Source organism: [Clostridium] innocuum (assembly GCA_012317185.1).
Taxonomy (GTDB): Bacteria; Bacillota_I; Bacilli_A; order Erysipelotrichales; family Erysipelotrichaceae; genus Clostridium_AQ; species Clostridium_AQ innocuum.
Window position 1 is genome coordinate 2,989,429 of sequence record CP048838.1, and the last position, 18,747, is coordinate 3,008,175.

An 18,747-nucleotide genomic window follows, 5' to 3' on the forward strand; every position below is an offset into this window, starting at 1 on the left:
CGTCTTTTTGAGGGTTCTTTCTCTATTGCTGGTAAACTTAAACAGGGAGATATCAACACGATTGTATTTATCAATAGAAGTTGATTTCTCCCTTTTTCAAACAGACTAAAGTAAGAAAGAACCCTTTTGAGAAGCATCCTTCTCTATGTACATTATCGTTGCACGGCTTCTGTTTGAGAATAGCATGAGCTGGTAACAAGCCATATCAGACTTTATGCATAAGCAAACAGGGCAGAAGCTGAACCAGCCTCTGCCCTGTATACGATTGGATTAAATTGCACTTAAATTTAATACGCCGAGGAAGTAACAGATCAGCACTGCAACACCTACAACGATTCGATAATAACCGAAGATTTTGAAATCATGGTTGCGGATATAATTCATCAGGAAGCGGATGGCAAACATGGATATCACAAATGCGATAATGCTTGCGACAACGAGCAGTGCAATATTTCCCCCGCTCATGGAGAATCCGTAATGCATGAAGTATTTTAGGAATTTTAATCCGCTGGCACCCGCCATGGCAGGAATTGCCATAAAGAAGGAAAACTCACTGGCCGCAAAACGGGAACACCCCAGTATGGAAGCTCCTAAAATGGTTGCCCCACTCCGTGAGGTTCCGGGAACCAGAGCCGCAATCAGCTGGAACAAACCAATCAGAAAGGCCGTTTGATAGGTGATTTCACCAACCCTACGGTATTTGGGATGATGCTTGGTGCTTTCCAGTACAATAAATCCGATACCGAATACGATCAGTGCAATTGCCACAACAATGGCATTGTTCATATACTTTTCAACATAGTCATTCAGAAAGATACCGATGATGCCGGGAATGGACGCTACCAGCACATGAAACCACAAATCCCAGGTATTGCGCTTTTCACTGATGGATTTTCTTGGTGAAAATGGATTCAGCTTATGAAAATACAAAACACAGACCGCCAGAATGGACCCCAGCTGGATAACTACCAGAAACAATCCCCAAAATGCAAATTCCGGAGTATCCGGTTTGGCCAGCGACGAGCTCATTGGAAAGAAGCTGTTGAACAGAATCATATGTCCGGTGCTGCTGACAGGAAGCCATTCCGTAATCCCCTGAATGATTCCCAGCAGAACCGCTTTTATCATATCAAATAGAAACATAGTGTAATCTCCTTTTTTTCATTCTTTACCATTGTAAACCACGCGGAGGTAAAGCACAACCTTTCCCCTTGAAAAAACAATAACAATTGTGTAAGAAATAAGCTTTTTTCTGGACCAAAACAACTAGGGTGTATGCATAAGCTCCTTTTTCAGACCTATGCCTGCAGCCACTTTCTTACCATTTCCTTAAACAGGGTTCCGCGCACCTCATAGTTTGGAAACTGGTCATAGCTCGAGCAGGCCGGTGACAGCAGGACGATATCCTGTTCCTTACTGTTCGCAATTGCCACATCCAGTGCCTCCTGCATGGTTTCCACAACCTGAACACGGGAGAAGATATCCTGAAACTGCACTCCGGTTTCCCCAAAGGCCACACACAGCTTGACGCGTTCATCATACTGTTTTAAATCCGCAAAGCTGATACCCTTGTCATGCCCGCCGGCAAGCAGAATGATGTTTTTATCAAAGGAGTTCAATGCCGCAGTGACCGCATGCGTATTGGTTGCCTTGGAGTCATTGTAAAATTTTACACCGTTTTTCTCTCCGATATATTCCAGACGATGCTCCACCGGCGAAAAGGCGGCGATCGCCTTTTGAATATCAGAAACGGATACGCCCAGCTTATAGGCCATGCAGGATGCAATCATGGCATTGGACAGATTATAGTCGCCGACGACATGAAAGTTTTTTTCTTCAAACAGCGCAAGCTCATGCAGATATACCGTACCGTCTTTACGATACAAATCAACATCCTGACGTGTCAGGGAAAAATCAATCACTTTACATGGAATATGCTGCGCATACTGCATGACGGTTGCATCATCCACATTGCGCAGGAACCAATCATCCTCTGTACAGTTCTCATAAATGCGCATTTTGCTTTCATAATAGGAATCCACACTCGGCATATAGTCCAGATGATCCGGTGCGAGGTTGCATACCACGCTGACACTTGGCGCAAAGTGTTCAATGCCCAGCAGCTGAAAGTTACTCAGCTCCAAAGCGACATCCTTTTCCTCAGCTTCATAAGCAAGCGCAAGCTCACTCAGCGGCCAGCCGATGTTGCCGGCTACGATTGCCTTTTGATTATATTTCAGCATTTCATACAGCATGGTGGTGATGGTGGTTTTTCCATTCGTCCCCGTCACAGCACCGTACTTGAATTTTGTCGCATACCGGTAGCCGATTTCCACCTCTGTCAGGATCTTCACCTTGTGCTTCACAAAGTAGCGGACAAAGGGAACCGTGTATTTGATCCCCGGATTTTTCACAACGAAGGCATAGTCCTCGCGCTTTAGTTCTTCCGGATGTCCCTTTTCAAACACATGAATGCCCAGAGTCTGCAGCTCATCCAGCTCATGGATCGCATTCATATCCGTAATCGTAACATCAAAGCCATGCCGCTGTAACAGCTTTGCGACCGCAACACCGCTTTTTGCGGCTCCAATTACCAGTACATGTTCCTTCATATTACATTACCCCCAGCCATAAGCCAAGTGCCGCAAGGACAACACCGATGCTCCAGAACATCAGCACCACCTGTGTTTCCTTCATACCGCCCAGCTCGAAATGATGATGCAGCGGTGCCATCCGAAACACTCGCTTCTTTGTCGCCTTATAGCTTGTTACCTGAATGACAACAGACAGCAGCTCCATGACGAAGACACCGCCGATCACTACCAGCAGCAGCTCCTGCTTTAAAATCATGGCGCTTGCCGCAAGCAGACCGCCGATTGCCAGGGAGCCGGTATCCCCCATAAAGATTTTAGCCGGATGCACATTAAAGCGCAGATACCCAAGCAGCGAACCGCATACCGCCAAAAGCAGCATTGCCAGATCCTTATTTCCCTGCAGCAGGGCAAATATCACAAAGGGCGCAATCGCAATGATGGAGGTTCCGGCGCACAGGCCATCCAGACCATCCGTCAGATTGACGGCATTGGATTCACAGGTGAACATAAAGAAGATCAGTACAAAATACAGAATTCCCAGCTCCAGTGAAATATGAACAACCGGAAGAATCAGCGTCGTTTCCGCAATGGAGCGGTAGAACAGATAAAATACGACCGCCAGCACGGACTGCATCAGAAACTTCACAGATGGTTTCAGACCGTCATTGTTCTTTTTCACGACGATCAGGAAATCATCAATGAATCCGATGAGGGCATAGCCCAGATAAGCCAGGACACAGATCAGCATTTCCCCTGAGAAAAAAGCCTTGTAGTCCAGAACCAGCATAACTAGGATCGGGACACTTACAAATACCAGTCCTCCCATCGTCGGGGTTCCCGTTTTCGCCATATGGCTCTGCGGTCCTTCCTTGCGGATGCTCTGTCCGAATTTAATTTTATGTAGAAACGGAATGAGCAGCGGCATTACCACCAGGGTTGCCACCAGACTGATTCCGAATGCAAGCAGATATTTTATTTCCAAAGTAGTTCCTCCTTAGCTAGACGTTCCTTTACGCAGGATCGATCAGAAAAGGGATATTCGTGTCCGAAAGCCGTGATGGTTTCCTCGCTCCCTTTTCCAGCGATTATTATTATATCACTATTTTGTGCTACTTTGATAGTATGTTTTATCGCAAAGTAGCGATTTTCGAAGACTGCTGCGTTGGGAAAGCTCTCACATTTCATGTCAGCAAGGATACGGTCTACACTTTCCCCTCTTGGATTATCACTCGTGAAAACGGCAAGATCACTGTATTTTGCGGCAATGGCAGCCATGGCAGGACGCTTGCTGCGATCCCGTTCTCCTCCACACCCCAAGATGGTCAGAATCCTTCCTTTTTTTACAGAATTGGCAAAGACCAGCAGCTCTTCGACCGCGGCTGCAGTATGTGCATAGTCGATCCAGATGGTGAATCCGCCAACCTCCATAACCTCCATGCGACCGCTGACCGGCAGCAGCTTCTCACAATCCTTACGCAAGCGCTCATAGGAAAAGCCCAGTCGATGGACAACCACAATTGCCTCTGCCAGATTGTATACGTTCACCATACCCAGCAAACGGGCATGAAAATCATAGCCCTGCAGGCGAAAGGAAAGGTCATGATCACTAAGTTCCACATCATGCAGCGGAAAATGTGCTGCCTGCATACCGATGCTGATACAGGCATGCTGGGCAAGGTTGACCAGCTCCTGCATATAGCTGAGGTCACTGTTGTACACAATGGTTCCCTGTGGCTTCAGATAGCGGCGCAGCTTGAATTTGGTATAGCGGTAATGCACTCTGGTCAGGTGATAATCCAGATGATCCTGTGTGATATTCGTATATACGATATCATCAAAATGCAGAAAGCTGATGCGGTTTTGATCAATGGCATGTGAGCTGACCTCCATGACAACATGGGTAATCTTCTCATCGTGCGCTCTCCTGAAATAGTTTGCCAGCTGAAAACAGCCCGGAGTGGTGTTGTGAATTTCAATGACCTCATCCGGATAGCGGACACTCCCGGTGCCGATCTGCAGAACCCGGCATCCTTCCATCTTCAGCAGCTGGGAGATGATGCTGGCAACGCTTGTTTTTCCATTGGTTCCCGTAATGCCGATCACATGCAGATGGGTACATAAATCCCCATAGTACAGCTCCAGCAATGCCTGTGTAATGCGCTCTACATGCGGTGTGTAGTAGACATGCTGCATAGGCAGCATCTGATCGCACAGCACCACTGCCCCCTTGTCCAGCGCCTCCTGTAAAAACGCCGCTCCATCATACAGGCTTCCTTTGCGGCAGACAAAGAGCCAGTCCTTTTTTACGTCGCGGGTATCATCACTGATTCCCTGCAGGATACGCGCATCCTCACAGTCGATATGCAGCAGTGCAAACAACTCATTTAACCTTATCATTTCCAAGATAAATCCAAACCTCCCCTCCCTCAGCACTGAGTGTGGTGCCTGCTTCCGGCATCTGTTCCATTACCGTATCGCCGCTGCCGATAAAGGTAAAGGTGACACCCTCCTGCGCTACATCCTTTTTCTTCTTTCCTCTAAAATCCTGCACCTTGATATTTTCCGTTTCCGGCCAGACCAGCTTCTTCGGAATCTGTTCCTCCGCCTTTTTCACGCCGAGATAGGGCAGAATATCCTCATAGCAGGCCTTTGCGACCGGCGCAATGACCGTTCCACCGTATAGTACGTCATTCTGCGGACTGTCTGCCGCAATATACAGCACGATCTGCGGATCATCAATCGGTGCCGCACTCAGAAAGGACAGAATGTAGTTACTGGTGGAATACACACCGTTTTCCGCAATCTGTGCCGTACCGGTCTTACCACCGATTTTATAGCCCTCGGTATATGCCGGCTTACCGCCGCCATTGGCGACAACGCTTTCCAATGCATAGCGCATCTTCTTGCTGGTATCCTCACTGATCACCTTGCGTTTTGCTGTCGGCTTATATTCCAGTATTGCATCATGGGTAATCGGGTCGTTGATGCTTTTGGTGATATACGGCGTATACAGGGTTCCGCCGTTGATGATGGCAGAGAAAGCGGTAACCAGCTGAATCGGTGTGACACTCAGCCCCTGTCCAAATGCAACCGTCGCCTGTTCCAGCTCTCCCATCGCACTTTTCTTAAACATGATGCCCTTGCTTTCTCCGGGCAGATCAATGCCCGTTTTTTCACCGAAGCCGAATTTTTTTACAAAGTCATATTCATTGTCCAGTCCCATACGCCTCGATATTTCCACAAAGCCAGGATTGGAGGAATTTTCCAGCACCTGCAGGAAGGTCTGCTGCCCATGACCTCCCGCCTTCCAGGATTTGATACGGGCACCGCCGACCATTTCATAGCCGCGGTCGTAATACGTATCCTTAAACATATCAAACAGCTTCAGCTCCAATGCAGAAGCGAAGGTTACGGATTTAAAGGTGGAGCCGGGCTCATAGCTCTTCCAGATTGGCAGATTGCGGTTATATACATCACTGGAATAATCCTTGTAATGATTCGGATCGAAGTCAGGCTTACTGACCATGGCCAGAATTTCCCCGGTATTCGGATTCATCGCCAGAGCCAGTGCGGATTTCGGCTTATAGCGCTTGACCAGATTGTTCAGCTCCCGCTCCACGATATCCTGAATATTGGAATCAATGGTCAGCTGTACATCCATCCCTCTGCCCGGTGCCTCATAGCTTTCCTTATATAATTCAACATTATGCCCCTTGGCATCAAACGGGATGTTCAAAGCACCGCTTTTCGCAGACAAAATATCATTATACTGCAGCTCCAGACCTGCCAGTCCCTGATTATCGATACCGGTAAAGCCCAGCACCTGTGCAAGATAGTTATTATTCGGATAGTTGCGCAGGGAATCCTGCACCAGATAAACGCCTGGTAAATCCATCGCCTCCAGCTTGCGCGCCTTATCATCGCTGATCAAACGTCCCTCCGGCTGCAGCTTCTGGGTGCTGACATGCTTGGTGATGGTAGACAGGATTTTTTTCTTATCCGCCTGTAATACATCTGCCAGCTGCTGGGCTGTCTTGTCGGCATCCTGTATCTGGGCAGGTACGACCATCACCGATGTACTTGGAATATCATGTGCCAGAACATTTCCGTTTTTATCCAGAATGGAACCGCGCAGACCCGCTACGGTAAAGTCACGCTCCCACAGGCTCAGGGCTTTTTCCATAATATCGGTATGATGAAAGATCTGTTCATAACCGAGCTTGCCCAGTATACAGCAAAAAATAAGAATGCAGCAGAGAAAGATAGTGGATATTCTCGTTTTGACCTTTCCTCGAATCATACCGGATCACCTCAATCCATCGTATGAAATCAAGTCCGGTTTTATGATGGAAATCATGCGCAAGCCCTGGCTTCATTCCTAGGATTTCCTTTTTGCAGCAGTGCTCAGTAAATAATATTTTTTTGTTGACTCTCACGCTGCGTGATACTGTATGATGAAAGAGAAGATATGGTAAGCATTGGCGCACGCAAAGTAAAATGACTTACGTATCGAAGACAGGAGTGGTACCATGAAAACAGTAAAAGAGGTCGCAGCGCTGACAGGCATCAGTGTCAGGACCCTGCAATATTATGATGAAATCGGCGTATTCAAACCAACGACACTTACGGAAGCAGGCTATCGCCTGTATGATGAGGAAGCATTGAAAACCCTGCAGCAGATTCTGCTCTTTCGGGAGCTGGATTTTCCGCTGAAGGAAATCAAACGCATTATGACACAGAAGGAATACGATCAGGCAGAAGCATTTCAGAAGCAGAAGGCTTTGCTGATCAAGCGGCGGGATCGGTTAGATCGTCTGCTATCGCTGCTCGATAAATTAGAGAAGGGAGAATCCTGTATGGAATTTGAAGATTTTAAGCTGCAGAGCTACCTGCAGCTGCTGGAGCAATTTAAAGCTGAGCATACCGAGGAAATCATGCAGCAGTGGGGCAGCATTGCCGCCTTTGATGACATTATCGCCCATATACGCGAGCATGAAGCGGATATCGCAAAAACCGCAGTTGAATACTATGGAAGCACTGCGGCGTATACTGATGCCATGAAGTACAATCTGGAGCATTTTTCAGAGATTATGGAAAAGCTGGAGCATATCAGGCAGCAGGATTATGGAAAACGTAATCAACAGCTCATGGAGAAGCTGCTGCAGGATACCACATGTGACCCCGCATCCGCACAGGTGCAGCAGATCATTTACGACATGCAGCATCTGATACCGGAAGAGGAAGCCTGTGGCAGTAATCCAGGTATGCATCAGCAAAAGCTGTTGATTGACAGCTACCTGCACAATGAAGCGTTGATACAGCAGACGGATCAGCGCTATGGCAAGGGAGCATCCAGATTCATGGGAAAAGCGTTGCGCATCTATTTTGACAAGGAGGATGCGGCAAAAAAACAGAGATGAAGAAACAGGCAATGAGAAAGGCAAAGGAATGCATAAAACCCACAGGAACTAACAAAAGCCCTGTGGCTTTTATAAATTGTTTAATCAACAACGTATGCAAGCAAGACTGCAATATGCAAATGGCTGTGCTGGATGACGATATCGCGGATTCCTCTGCATGGGAACACAGCTATTGGAATAACAAAAAGAATGTGTAGAGAATATCCGAATCGTGTCGGTGCAGATGCTGATTATGAGGAGAAGAAGCATTCTTAAGGATGCGCAAGGGTATACGCAAACATCATTTCTCAGAACTTCATGCGTTGTATTGCAGTGACAGAACCGGCAGTGAATGCAGAGCTGGTGCAGCATAGGAAAAAGAATAAATTAGCTTTATCACCTGTTTTTTATGATATGATATAGGTGATAGAAGAACCATTCCGAGGAGGCGCATACTATGAAAATAACAGCTGCTATAACCGCAAATCTAATGGCGATCACCGTGTTTGCTCCCTGTGAAAACGATACTTGTATATTCAGCTGAAAACAAACTCAATCGTGAGAAATAACAAACAAGCAACACAAAGAAAAAAGCCATTAGCTGCCAAGGATGAGCAAGAAAAACTAATAAAAGAAAAATTTACTGAGGAGGAGGTAACAGAGCTGTTAAAGGAAGGATTCACCATGGAACAAATAGCATATGTGGCAAAAGATAAAATAAAAGGTGATAAACAGTGCAGAATCATAGGTATAATTTTTGATATCCTTACATGGTTTATTCCGGATTTTAAATAAGCTAAGCCAGGACACCCGCATGAGATATACCAAAGAGGCTGTTGTTCCAATGCCGGTTATACAACCGTGCTCGTAAAGAAAAGCATGTAAATGACGTACCCCTACGATAATTTGATATCCATTATTTTTAAGGAAGCTTATGTAAGCTTCCTTTTGCGTGCAAGAAGTAAAGCAGCGCGATCATGTTATCCTCTGCTTTTATCTTCCGGATACTTTCTTTATAAGGACATGCTTAAGAGGCATGTGGCATCCTCGTTCGATACATACCACAAGTAGGCAAACGGTTAAGAAATCACACTCTGGGAAGCACCTTTGGTATAGGGGCTCCTGCTCCAGTCAACGGGTTGTGGGAATATGGCGAAACTGCATGGTAAGCTTACACATAATTCTTCACATCCCTATTCCAAAGAAGCTCTTTCTATCCTTGTTCAAGCTGCCCGATTTGAGATTGAAGACAGCCCTGTATACGACTTTTCCTTATGAGTATAGGTTATCAATTTCTATGCACAGGATATCCTGACTTTGAATTATGCACACTGGATATACAGCTTGCATTAACCGAATACTTTTTTACGTATACCGTTCCAGCTGTATTTTCATGCGTATCCTTACCTCTGTTTTTCATCCGCAAGTCCGCAGCTTTTTTCATACATCTGTACAGAAATAAGATACAGCATCAGATCGAACAGGAAGACAACCGCCAGAGTTAAAAGATTGATCGGCAGCAGTGTTTTTGTTCGCATAACCCGTTCAATGGCATGAATGATGAACACACTGGAAATAGCTGTCAGCAGCAGCGGCATGATATAGGTGAAGCCCAATTCCCTGTGGATGGCTTTTTTCATGTCTTGTTTCGATATGCCGATATTTTTCAGAATCTGACAGCGGCCATAATCATCATCCGCATCGTTGCAGGTTTTCATAAAGATCACACCACCACAGGAAACGACGAAGACTAGAAACATGAAGACGCAGGCAGCGTACATAACGCGGACAAATGCCAGATCATCATTTTCGGGATCGACCCCCATAGCTGAAATCTGTTCATCACACAGCGGTGCCAATGTCTTGCGAAGCTCTTTGATATCGACGGCGGTATCCATCTGCACCATTTGCATATGCATATATTGTGTTTTTTCATTGATAACAGCCTGATAGTCCTCATCATTCAGAATGATAAAGTTCATATTGTTTTGCATGATTCCAAAATAATACTCCTCACTCTTTTCCTGAATATGGATAGAGCGTCGAGGAAAGGGAACGATATCCTCTACCTCATCAGCCATGGAAATCAGATATTTCTTTGATAGACGAAGACCGTTTCCCGGCTTCGGTTCCCTGGCGAACACCTGTTTATGAATGCTTTTACAATATGTCTCATAGTCTGTATAGGAAAGCACCATATCTGTATAGATCAGATGGTTTTCATCCTCATAGGTATACGGAAAGCCCTGCAGCACTGCCTGATATTCCATGTTTCCAAAAGCCGCTGCGGCTTTGTTAAGGTCTTTTGTCGGAATAGGCTGTGTATTGAGCAGAATATAGGAGAATTGTCCTTCCCCTGCCGCCATGGCGTCATAGCGCTGCTTAAAGGCCAGCCCTGCATTCAGAGCACTGACGGAGCACAGCATCATAATGGTTACGATGGCATAGGTACGATAATTTTTCTTTACACGAAATACCAGATTGTTGATCCATAATGTCCGCTGCTTTCGATAAAGAAAACCCTTTTTGATAGAAAGCTGCTGTAAAAGATAGGGAAACAGCGAACGATACAGGCCGTATACACCAGCAATGACCAGAACAACAGCAAGCAGCATATAGCTGAAGCTGTCCATTTCCCCAATCTGCATAGCACAGAAGTATCCGCCAATCAGCAGGATGGAAAAGAGAAGAGAAGAAAGCAGAGCACGAAGCCCTGTTGCCCTTACCACCTCACGCTGACGGGTTGCCTCCAGCATATCCCTGATGCTTGTCTTTATGATAGAAAAATACCCTTTTATGGCAAGTAGCAGATATAAAATGAGAAAGGCTGCGGCACATTGCAGAGCGGATACGAAGGAAAACTGCATGGAAATATCCGCTTCCATACCACTCAGCTGAAAAAACAGCATGGCAAACAGCTTAAAGAATACAACACCTGCACCAATACCGGTCAATACGGCACTCAAAGCAGCCAACAGCATTTCCAGCGTATACATACGGGAGATTTCTTTCTGGTCCAGTCCCATGAAAATAAAGGTCCCCATTTCCTTCTTCCGCAAATTCAAAAACACGTTGGTCGCATACCAGAGAAAGCAGAAGACGAAAAACAGCAGCACGACAATCATAGAGACCAGAATCATATCACTGAACTCCTGATTCTTTTTTCCCATGATTTCCAGCAGTCCGGAATCCATTAAGGCAAGAAAGTCATACAGGATAAAGGCGCTGAAGGAAAGAGACAGAATATAGGACAGATAGAACCGGATATTGCGTTTGAAATTTGCAATACTCAGACGCAGTATCTGCATGTTAGTCACCTCCCATGGAAGCGAGCAGCTGCAGGATGCGCTCATAGAATACCGAACGCTCTGCATCCGCATGAAGCGTTGTAAATATCTCTCCGTCCTTCAGCATAAACACCTTGCGGGCGTAGCTGGCACTGAAGGCATCGTGTGTGACCATCAGAATCGTCGCATTGCGCTCCTCGTTGATTTCCTTCAGGCTGCATAAAAGCTCACGGCTGCTTTTGGAATCCAGTGCACCCGTCGGTTCATCCGCAAACACAATGCGGGGATTGCGAATCAGTGCGCGTGCAGCGGCTCCACGCTGCTTTTGACCTCCGCTTAGCTGATGCGGATACTTTTTCAAATGCCCCTCCAGATGAAACAGTCCTGCCATTTCCTGCACACGCTGCTGTATGTTTTTTGCCTTCTCGTTTGATAAAGAAAGCGGCAGGGCAATATTGTCCATCAGCGTCATATTATCCAGTAGATTGTAATCCTGAAAGATAAAGCCGATGTGTTCCTTTCGAAGCTTTGCCAGCTTTTCATTGCGAATGGCTGTCAGCTCCTGTCCATCCAGTATAATGCTGCCCTGTGTCGGCTTGTCAATCGTACTCAGCAGATTCAAAAGCGTACTCTTCCCCGCCCCGCTGGGACCCATGACCGCGATGAAATCCCCTTCCTCAATATCCAGTGACAGATTATTCAGTACTGTCGTTCTTACCTCTTTTTTTCCATAGATTTTCGACAGATTTCTTATTTTCATGATTTCATTCATCTTCAGATTCCTCCTTACAGGTTAAGCATACCATGCCCGTGATAGTAAAATCCTTACCACAGGATGACAGTTTTTATACGTAACCTTACAAATTTGTCAGATGAAAGAAATCGCCGTCATGGGAAAAGGTAATCTGTATATCCGTATAGTCCTGTTCACGAGAGGTGATGGTAACCGTATGTCCCAGAAGGTCTGCAATCTTGCGCACAAAATACAGACCCATCCCCGTCGAACGATAGGCACCATTGCGTTGATTTCTTCCCGTATACCCCCGTTCAAACACCGCTGAAAGCTCCTCCTGACGAATTCCGATGCCATTATCTCGAACGTGCAGAACAGCATATTCCCTTACTTCACAGGAAAAGGTAAGCACGGGGTGCTCTTTGTGGTATTTGACAGCATTGGATATCAGCTGATCCAGCATATAGACAAGCCATTGTTCATCACTGAGGACAAGGATATCCACAGAATCCTCGATTTGAATTTCAAAGCCCTCGTGAATCAGAAAATAGGAAGCATTTTTCACAGCGCTTTGAATGGCTTTTTTCAATTCTATTTTCATAATGCTGCGATCCCCTGCCGGCATCCAGGCTTTGGCGGTGCACAGCATCATATGCAGCTGACGCTCCATTTTCTCCAGCTGCTTTTGCATATCCTTCTGCAAGGCGGCATCGGTATTTCGCTCATTCATCATTCGCAGGGCAGCCAGCGGCAGCTTTATTTCATGCGACCAGCGGGATATGTAGTCCTGCAGCTCCTGCTGCTGCATATAATGCTCCTTTTGTTCCCTGAGGTATTCCTGCTCATTATGTGCAAGCACCGTTTGCAGTTCTCCGGTATCATCCAGCTCCTCAATCAGTACATAGGAGGCTGTCTGCATCGCGTTTTGCCAACCTTCTGTCTTTTTTATCCATCGATACCAATCAGACACCGTACACACTCCGATCACCACGAGCAGCATGAAATCCGCATAAAGCAGTTCGGACAGCTCCATTTTTACAGAGGAAAGCCAGAGAAAATACAGATGGTAAATGATCAGCACCGCTAACAGGATACAAATGCATAAACGCCTGTCCTTCAGCCAGCCCTTCATATCAGCAGATACCCCTGTTTCTTGCGTGTCTGTATCAAATCCTCATCACTGAACAACCGCAGCTTTGCCTTTAAGCGTGAAATGCCGGTAGTCAAGGAGCCATCCGATATAAATTCATCCGTACTCCAAATCTGCATCATCAGCTCCTCACGGCTTACGATACTGCCACGGTTTCGAGCAAGAATCTGCAAAATCTTATGCTCTGTCCTGGTCAGCACAATCTCCTGTGAACCATACTGCAGCACTCCTTTGTCAAGATCGTAGCAAAGAGATTCATGCAGTACAATTACGGTATGTCCGACATATTCATAGCTCCTTCGCAAAAGCGCCTGCAGCTTCGCCATCAGAAGGGGTAAAGAGAAGGGCTTTTGCAGATAATCATCGCCACCGCTCATCATCGCCATGATTTTATCCTGATCCTGATCCCTGCTGGATATGAACAAAATCGGAAGCATGGAACATCTGCGGATGGTTTCACACCAGTAAAAGCCGTCATAGTATGGGAGATTGATATCCAGCAACAGAAGGTCCGGCTTCAGCTGTGCTAGCGTTTCTGCGATTTGCTGGAAATCCTGCACGGTATCCACGGTAAAGCCCCAGCGTGTGCAGGCCATTTGTATTTCTCTTGCCAATACCTCATCATCCTCGGCTATCAGAATTTTCATACGATTCCTTCTTTCTCTTCTTTAGCGTATTTTCTTTTCTTTATTATACCTGAAGAACACGATCAGGTATCTATCAGTTTTGTCATGTAACCGGTAAATACCGCAGTGCTGCCATGCTGTGTAAGGTCGTATTTTCAGGAGCTTCACATCCCTTCAGCGAGCAATTCCACCGGTATCTCGTCTTTATATTTTGCACGTGCAGCTGATGAAAAAAGAAGAACAGCACATCTATCAGCTTCTATCCGCCTTCTAAAGTACGTATAACAGTAAAAAAAAGAAAAGGTGAATTTCCTATCAGGCTGTAAAGCATCATCGGGAATGTATAAAAAAAGAAGATGACAAGCATTCGCTTTGTATCATCCTCTTATTCATCCAAGTTTCATGACTCGCTGTCCCAAGTATGCACTCCTGCTATCATAATCACTTTATAGGATTGTAAAGTCTTATTCCATATTACATTTTCCCTGCTTTATCGGGAGGCATTGTGTATTCCCTGCTTTCATCCTGTATCCGCCGCTATCCGCTCTTTGGCAATCGCATTATTTCATTATCACCTGAATCACAGTATCCTTATTGATCGCCTTTCCTGCTTTTATATTCTGCGAAGCAACCATTCCGGTTCCATCCATTTCCACAGCGATATGTGTCAGCTTCCAGAATGCGGTGATGTCCTTTTTCGTCCAGCCTGTCATATCCGGCATCGTTAAGCGGCCGCCATTACTGAGAAGGAATACTCTCTGATTTGAAATGATGGTTTCCTTTGGCTGTGGAAACTGTTCCATAACCTCACTGCCATCCCCGATGATGATCTGCTCCGTATGCGTGTCCTTCAGCTTATCCAATGCATAGGAAAGTGAATGGTTTCTCAGTACGGGCATTTGCGTTTCTCTGAAACCCTTATATGCTTTCTCTTCATTCAGGGACGCTTTATCGGCAGTGATGTTGGCTGCGACCAATGCAGAGCGCATGACCTCTTTCGCAGGTTCTCTGTCATAGTTCAGATAATCACTCGCCTGAAATGCATAGTAGACCATCACCTTGGGATTCTTTGCAGGAGCTGCCATCATGATGGAATTCGTATACAGACTGCGATCATAGCCTTGCTTGCCATACACCTGTCCGGTACCGGTCTTCGCTATGATATCCACATCCTCCATCCGGTACATTCTTGCCGTTCCATCCTTATCATCCACAACCCGCTTCATCAGCTTTTGTATATAGGTGCTTGTTTTTTCTGAAATCGGCTTCCCCACCACCTTTGGTTCATATTGCTTCACGACAGTTCCGTTGGAACGCTCGATGCGATCCACCACATAGGGCCGCATCATGGTGCCGTCATTGAAAATAGCAGAAAACGCCTGTGCCATCTGTAAAGCATTGACATTGATTGCCTGTCCAAAGCCGGTGGAAAGCTTTTCCAATGCATAGGTAAACTGCATTTCTCCGGGCTTATTGCTGAGATAAGGGGTATCCACCGATTTCAGAAAGCCGAATTTTTCAAGATATTCCTTATAGATCGATGGCTCCATATAGCTTGCCAGTAGCTCACAGATACCGATGTTGCTCGATAACACAAAGCCCTTGTCAAAACTGATCGTCCCGTGCTTGTATCGCTCGGCATCATAGATTGCCTGATCATTCGCATTATTCGTACGATGGATGTTTCCCTTGCTGTCCTCCACAAAATGATACACATCACTGTCAAAGGTTTTGTTATAGGGATAATGTCCGCTGTCTACCGCCGCTGCGTAGGTGATGCCCTTCATGACAGACCCCGGCTCATATAAAAAATCAGAGGGGAGATCCACATAATCCTTAATATCATCCCGGCTGTTCAGATTAAAGGACGGTGAGGAAGCCCAGCCCAAAATCTTACCGGTTTTTACCTCCATGACGATCCCCCAGCCGCGAACACCGCCGCTTGTCTTCTTTACGCTTTTATCCAGCGAGCTCTGCAGGGTCTGCTGCACATTGCGATCCAGTGTCAATACGACATTATCGCCATCCTTCGCATAGGCCTTTGTGTATTCCGTACCCGGCAGTGGATTGCCATCCGCATCCTTCTGATATTCCTTACTGCCATTGGTACCACTCAGCTCCTCATCCAGCGCTGCTTCCAGACCGATTTGACCGGTGATTTTCTTCTTTGCTTCATCATATTGTGCAAAGCCAAGCAGATGCGAGGCAAAGACACTGTTGGGATAGGTTCTTTTCACACTGCTCTGAAATTCTATGCCCGGCAGCTTTAAGGCAGCTATACTTTCCTTGACATTGTTGGAAAGATATTTCCCCTTTTCTCCGAATTCGGTCTGATACATATTCGAATCTCTGGCATCCTGCAGCTTTTTACGAAGAAAGGCCTCCTCCAGACCGAGCTTGGGTGCAAGCAGCCTTGCTGTTTTATCAATGTCCTGTACATAAGCGGGTCGATTACCGATATCCTTTCTAGTCCTGCTGAGAACAGCAATGATTGTATATGTGTCCTCATCCTTTGCAAGAATTTCTCCGCTGCGGTCCAGAATGCTTCCCCTTTTGGCCTTTAAAACCTCGGTTTTTACGATATCGCCATCCTTATATTCTTTTACATTCATTCCGGTACGAAAATGTCTGGCGGAGGTCATGGTATATAAAACATTGGATAAAATGAACAGCGTAATGCATCCCATAGCCATCATCATCATTACCAGTGTGCGGTTGCTTCTCTTCATCTACAATCCCCCTTTACAGGAAATGGCCCCTTAACAGGTGCCACTTCCACTATTCCATCTTAACTTTAATAACGGTATCCTTATTGATTGATTTTCCCGTTTTGATATTCTGTGAGGTCACCCTGCCGGTACCGCTCATTTCAACCTCGATATGCGTCAGCTCCCAGAATGCGGTGATATCCTTCTTTGTCCAGCCTTTCATATCCGGCATGGTGATTTTGGAGCCATCTGTCAGAATAAAGACATTCTGATTGGATATAATGGTTTCTCCCACCTCCGGATACTGCTTGATAACACTGGAGCCGTTTCCGATGATGACCTGATTGGTTGCGGTTCCCTCCAGCTTTTCCTTCGCATAGTCAAGAGAATGATTCAATAAAGAAGGCATATCGGACTGCTTAAAATCCTTATATGTTTTCTGTCCATTATTCGATTCCCCGTCACTGGTGATGTTTGCCGCTACCAGAGCAGAGCGCATGACTTCCTTCATCGGCTCTCTGTCATAGCTGAGAATATCACTTGCCTGAAATGCATAATACACCATGACCTTCGGATCATCCGCCGGTGCCGCCATCATGACAGAGTTGGTGTACAAGCTGCCGTCATAGCCGTTTTTCCCCGCAACCTCGCCGGTTCCTGTCTTGGCAATGATTTCCACATCATTCATTTTATAGGGAGCTGCCGTACCATCCTTATCATATACGACCCGTTTCATCAGCTTTTGCATATACTTGCTTGTTTTCTCTGAAATCGGCTGACCTGCTATCGTTGTGTCATACTGCTTTACAATCTTGCCATTCGCATTTTCAATACGGTCGACAACAAACGGCTCCACCATTTTCCCATCATTGAAGATTGCGGAATATGCCTGTACCATCTGCAGGGCATTAACATTGATTGCCTGTCCAAAGCCGGTGGAGAGCTTCTCCGATGCATAATTAAAGGACATCGTACCTCCTCTATTATTTAAGAATGGCGAATTCACCGGCTTCAAAAAACCAAATTTATCAAGATATTCCTTATAGATTGAGGGATCCATATACTTTGTCAAAAGCTCACAGATTCCAATGTTGCTGGACAATACAAAGCCCTTATCAAAGGTAACCGTGCCGTGATTCTTACCCAATGCATCATATATAGTTAAATCCGAATTACTTGTTCGATAGATTTTCCCCTTGGAGTCCTCCACGAAATGGAAGGCTCCGGAATCAAAGGTCTCATTATACGGATACTTGCCGCTGTCGATGGCCGCAGAATACGTAATGCCTTTCATAACAGACCCCGGTTCATACAGATAGCCTGATGGAAGGTCTATGTAATCCTTCATATCCCGTTTATTCAAATCAAAGGAAGGAGAGGATGCCCAACCGAGAATTTTCCCTGTTTCCACCTCCATGACAATGCCCCAGCCACGGACTCCGCCTGCTGTTTTTTTCACACTCTTATCCAGTGAATTCTGCAGGGTCTGCTGGACATTGCGATCCAGTGTTAAAACGACATTGTTCCCATCCGTCGCATAGGTCTTCGTATATTTGGTACCCGGCAACAGGTTTCCGTCTGCATCCTGCTGATACACCTCCAGACCATCTTTACCGCTTAAATAGTCGTTCAACGCAGACTCCAGCCCCATCTTGCCAACCATTGTATTCTTTTCTTCATCAAATTGCGCATAACCGACCAGATGAGATGCAAATACACTGGAAGGATAATACCGCTTTACCGATTCCTCAAAAGAGATACCGGGCAGCTCCAGCGCTTCGATACTCTCCTTTACCTCCTTGGTCAGATTTTTCCCCTTATCCCCAAGCTCTGTCTGATACAGATTGTTCTTTTGTGCCTTTGTCAGCGTATCGACGATATCCTGTTCATCCATACCTAGCTTTGGGGCGAGCAATCTGGCTGTCTTGGTGATATCCTGCACATAGGCAGGCTTGTTGCCGATTCCCTTACGATTCTTGTTCAGGTATGCAATCAGCTTGTAGGTATCCTCATCCTGCGCAATTACCTCGCCGTTTCGATCATAAATTGTACCGCGCTTTGCCTTCAGGACATTGCTGCTGGAAATGTCGGGATCCTTGTATTCCTTTACATTGGTACCGGTACGCAGATGCTTCTGTGTCACCATAGTAAAAAGGACATTGGATAAAATAACTACCCCAATGATCCCTATCATCAACAGCATATATACTAATGTTCGATTACTTCTTTTCGGGTTCATATCATCACGCC

Annotated in this window: 14 protein-coding genes; 3 read left to right on the top strand and 11 right to left on the bottom strand. The window is 46.0% G+C overall.

Going from position 1 to position 18,747, the window contains the following annotated elements:
- Positions 1 to 270 precede the first annotated feature (270 nt).
- From G4D54_14555 to G4D54_14575, 5 genes are all read right to left on the bottom strand, one after another.
- On the bottom strand, positions 271 to 1,143 hold the full coding sequence (locus G4D54_14555) for an undecaprenyl-diphosphate phosphatase (GenBank protein QJA03578.1): 873 nt from the start codon (positions 1,141 to 1,143) through the stop codon (positions 271 to 273).
- Positions 1,144 to 1,298: 155 nt separating this feature from the next.
- Entirely contained in the window at positions 1,299 to 2,612 is a 1,314-nt protein-coding gene (murD, locus tag G4D54_14560) for a UDP-N-acetylmuramoyl-L-alanine--D-glutamate ligase (protein QJA03579.1), read from the bottom strand.
- A gap of 1 nt (position 2,613) precedes the next feature.
- A complete protein-coding gene (locus G4D54_14565; GenBank protein ID QJA03580.1) occupies positions 2,614 to 3,576 on the bottom strand; it encodes a phospho-N-acetylmuramoyl-pentapeptide-transferase in 963 nt (320 codons plus the stop codon).
- Positions 3,567 to 5,027, bottom strand: coding sequence for a UDP-N-acetylmuramoyl-L-alanyl-D-glutamate--2,6-diaminopimelate ligase (locus tag G4D54_14570; protein ID QJA03581.1), 1,461 nt, complete (start codon positions 5,025 to 5,027; stop codon positions 3,567 to 3,569). The genes G4D54_14565 and G4D54_14570 overlap by 10 nt, the downstream gene beginning before the upstream one ends.
- Positions 4,975 to 6,894, bottom strand: a complete 1,920-nt coding sequence (locus G4D54_14575; GenBank protein QJA03582.1) for a stage V sporulation protein D — start codon at positions 6,892 to 6,894, stop codon at positions 4,975 to 4,977. Before G4D54_14575 ends, G4D54_14570 begins: the two co-directional genes overlap by 53 nt.
- Before the next feature lie 229 nt (positions 6,895 to 7,123).
- On the opposite strand from G4D54_14575, the gene G4D54_14580 reads away from it, so the two are divergent.
- From G4D54_14580 to G4D54_14590, 3 genes are all read left to right on the top strand, one after another.
- The gene (locus G4D54_14580; protein ID QJA03583.1) at positions 7,124 to 8,014 is read left to right on the top strand and encodes a MerR family transcriptional regulator; all 891 of its coding nucleotides are present in this window, start codon (positions 7,124 to 7,126) and stop codon (positions 8,012 to 8,014) included.
- Positions 8,011 to 8,211 carry a hypothetical protein gene (locus G4D54_14585; GenBank protein QJA03584.1) on the top strand — a complete coding sequence of 67 codons (201 nt, stop codon included), beginning with the start codon at positions 8,011 to 8,013 and terminating at the stop codon, positions 8,209 to 8,211. Before G4D54_14580 ends, G4D54_14585 begins: the two co-directional genes overlap by 4 nt.
- Positions 8,212 to 8,548: 337 nt before the next feature.
- Positions 8,549 to 8,788, top strand: coding sequence for a hypothetical protein (locus G4D54_14590; protein ID QJA05208.1), 240 nt, complete (start codon positions 8,549 to 8,551; stop codon positions 8,786 to 8,788).
- Between the two features lie 608 nt (positions 8,789 to 9,396).
- Here the strand turns inward: G4D54_14590 and G4D54_14595 are convergent.
- The 6 genes from G4D54_14595 to G4D54_14620 all read right to left on the bottom strand — a co-directional run bounded on the left by G4D54_14595 (position 9,397) and on the right by G4D54_14620 (position 18,736).
- A complete protein-coding gene (locus G4D54_14595) occupies positions 9,397 to 11,301 on the bottom strand; it encodes an ABC transporter permease (GenBank protein ID QJA03585.1) in 1,905 nt (634 codons plus the stop codon).
- Between the two features lies 1 nt (position 11,302).
- Positions 11,303 to 12,052, bottom strand: coding sequence for an ABC transporter ATP-binding protein (locus tag G4D54_14600; GenBank protein ID QJA03586.1), 750 nt, complete (start codon positions 12,050 to 12,052; stop codon positions 11,303 to 11,305).
- An 85-nt stretch (positions 12,053 to 12,137) separates the two neighbouring features.
- Positions 12,138 to 13,145, bottom strand: a complete 1,008-nt coding sequence (locus G4D54_14605) for a HAMP domain-containing histidine kinase (protein ID QJA03587.1) — start codon at positions 13,143 to 13,145, stop codon at positions 12,138 to 12,140.
- Entirely contained in the window at positions 13,142 to 13,810 is a 669-nt protein-coding gene (locus G4D54_14610) for a response regulator transcription factor (protein ID QJA03588.1), read from the bottom strand. Before G4D54_14610 ends, G4D54_14605 begins: the two co-directional genes overlap by 4 nt.
- Before the next feature lie 539 nt (positions 13,811 to 14,349).
- Positions 14,350 to 16,518, bottom strand: coding sequence for a penicillin-binding protein (locus G4D54_14615; GenBank protein QJA03589.1), 2,169 nt, complete (start codon positions 16,516 to 16,518; stop codon positions 14,350 to 14,352).
- Between the two features lie 49 nt (positions 16,519 to 16,567).
- The gene (locus G4D54_14620) at positions 16,568 to 18,736 is read right to left on the bottom strand and encodes a penicillin-binding protein (protein ID QJA03590.1); all 2,169 of its coding nucleotides are present in this window, start codon (positions 18,734 to 18,736) and stop codon (positions 16,568 to 16,570) included.
- Between the last annotated feature and the right edge of the window lie 11 nt (positions 18,737 to 18,747).

Coding starts and splice junctions, on each gene's coding strand:
- G4D54_14555 (QJA03578.1), bottom strand. CDS start 1,143: ATGTTTCTATTTGATATGATAAAAGCGGTTCTGCTGGGAATCATTCAG.
- murD (QJA03579.1), bottom strand. CDS start 2,612: ATGAAGGAACATGTACTGGTAATTGGAGCCGCAAAAAGCGGTGTTGCG.
- G4D54_14575 (QJA03582.1), bottom strand. CDS start 6,894: ATGATTCGAGGAAAGGTCAAAACGAGAATATCCACTATCTTTCTCTGC.
- G4D54_14580 (QJA03583.1), top strand. CDS start 7,124: ATGAAAACAGTAAAAGAGGTCGCAGCGCTGACAGGCATCAGTGTCAGG.
- G4D54_14585 (QJA03584.1), top strand. CDS start 8,011: ATGAAGAAACAGGCAATGAGAAAGGCAAAGGAATGCATAAAACCCACA.
- G4D54_14595 (QJA03585.1), bottom strand. CDS start 11,301: ATGCAGATACTGCGTCTGAGTATTGCAAATTTCAAACGCAATATCCGG.
- G4D54_14600 (QJA03586.1), bottom strand. CDS start 12,052: ATGAATGAAATCATGAAAATAAGAAATCTGTCGAAAATCTATGGAAAA.
- G4D54_14605 (QJA03587.1), bottom strand. CDS start 13,145: ATGAAGGGCTGGCTGAAGGACAGGCGTTTATGCATTTGTATCCTGTTA.
- G4D54_14610 (QJA03588.1), bottom strand. CDS start 13,810: ATGAAAATTCTGATAGCCGAGGATGATGAGGTATTGGCAAGAGAAATA.
- G4D54_14615 (QJA03589.1), bottom strand. CDS start 16,518: ATGAAGAGAAGCAACCGCACACTGGTAATGATGATGATGGCTATGGGA.
- G4D54_14620 (QJA03590.1), bottom strand. CDS start 18,736: ATGAACCCGAAAAGAAGTAATCGAACATTAGTATATATGCTGTTGATG.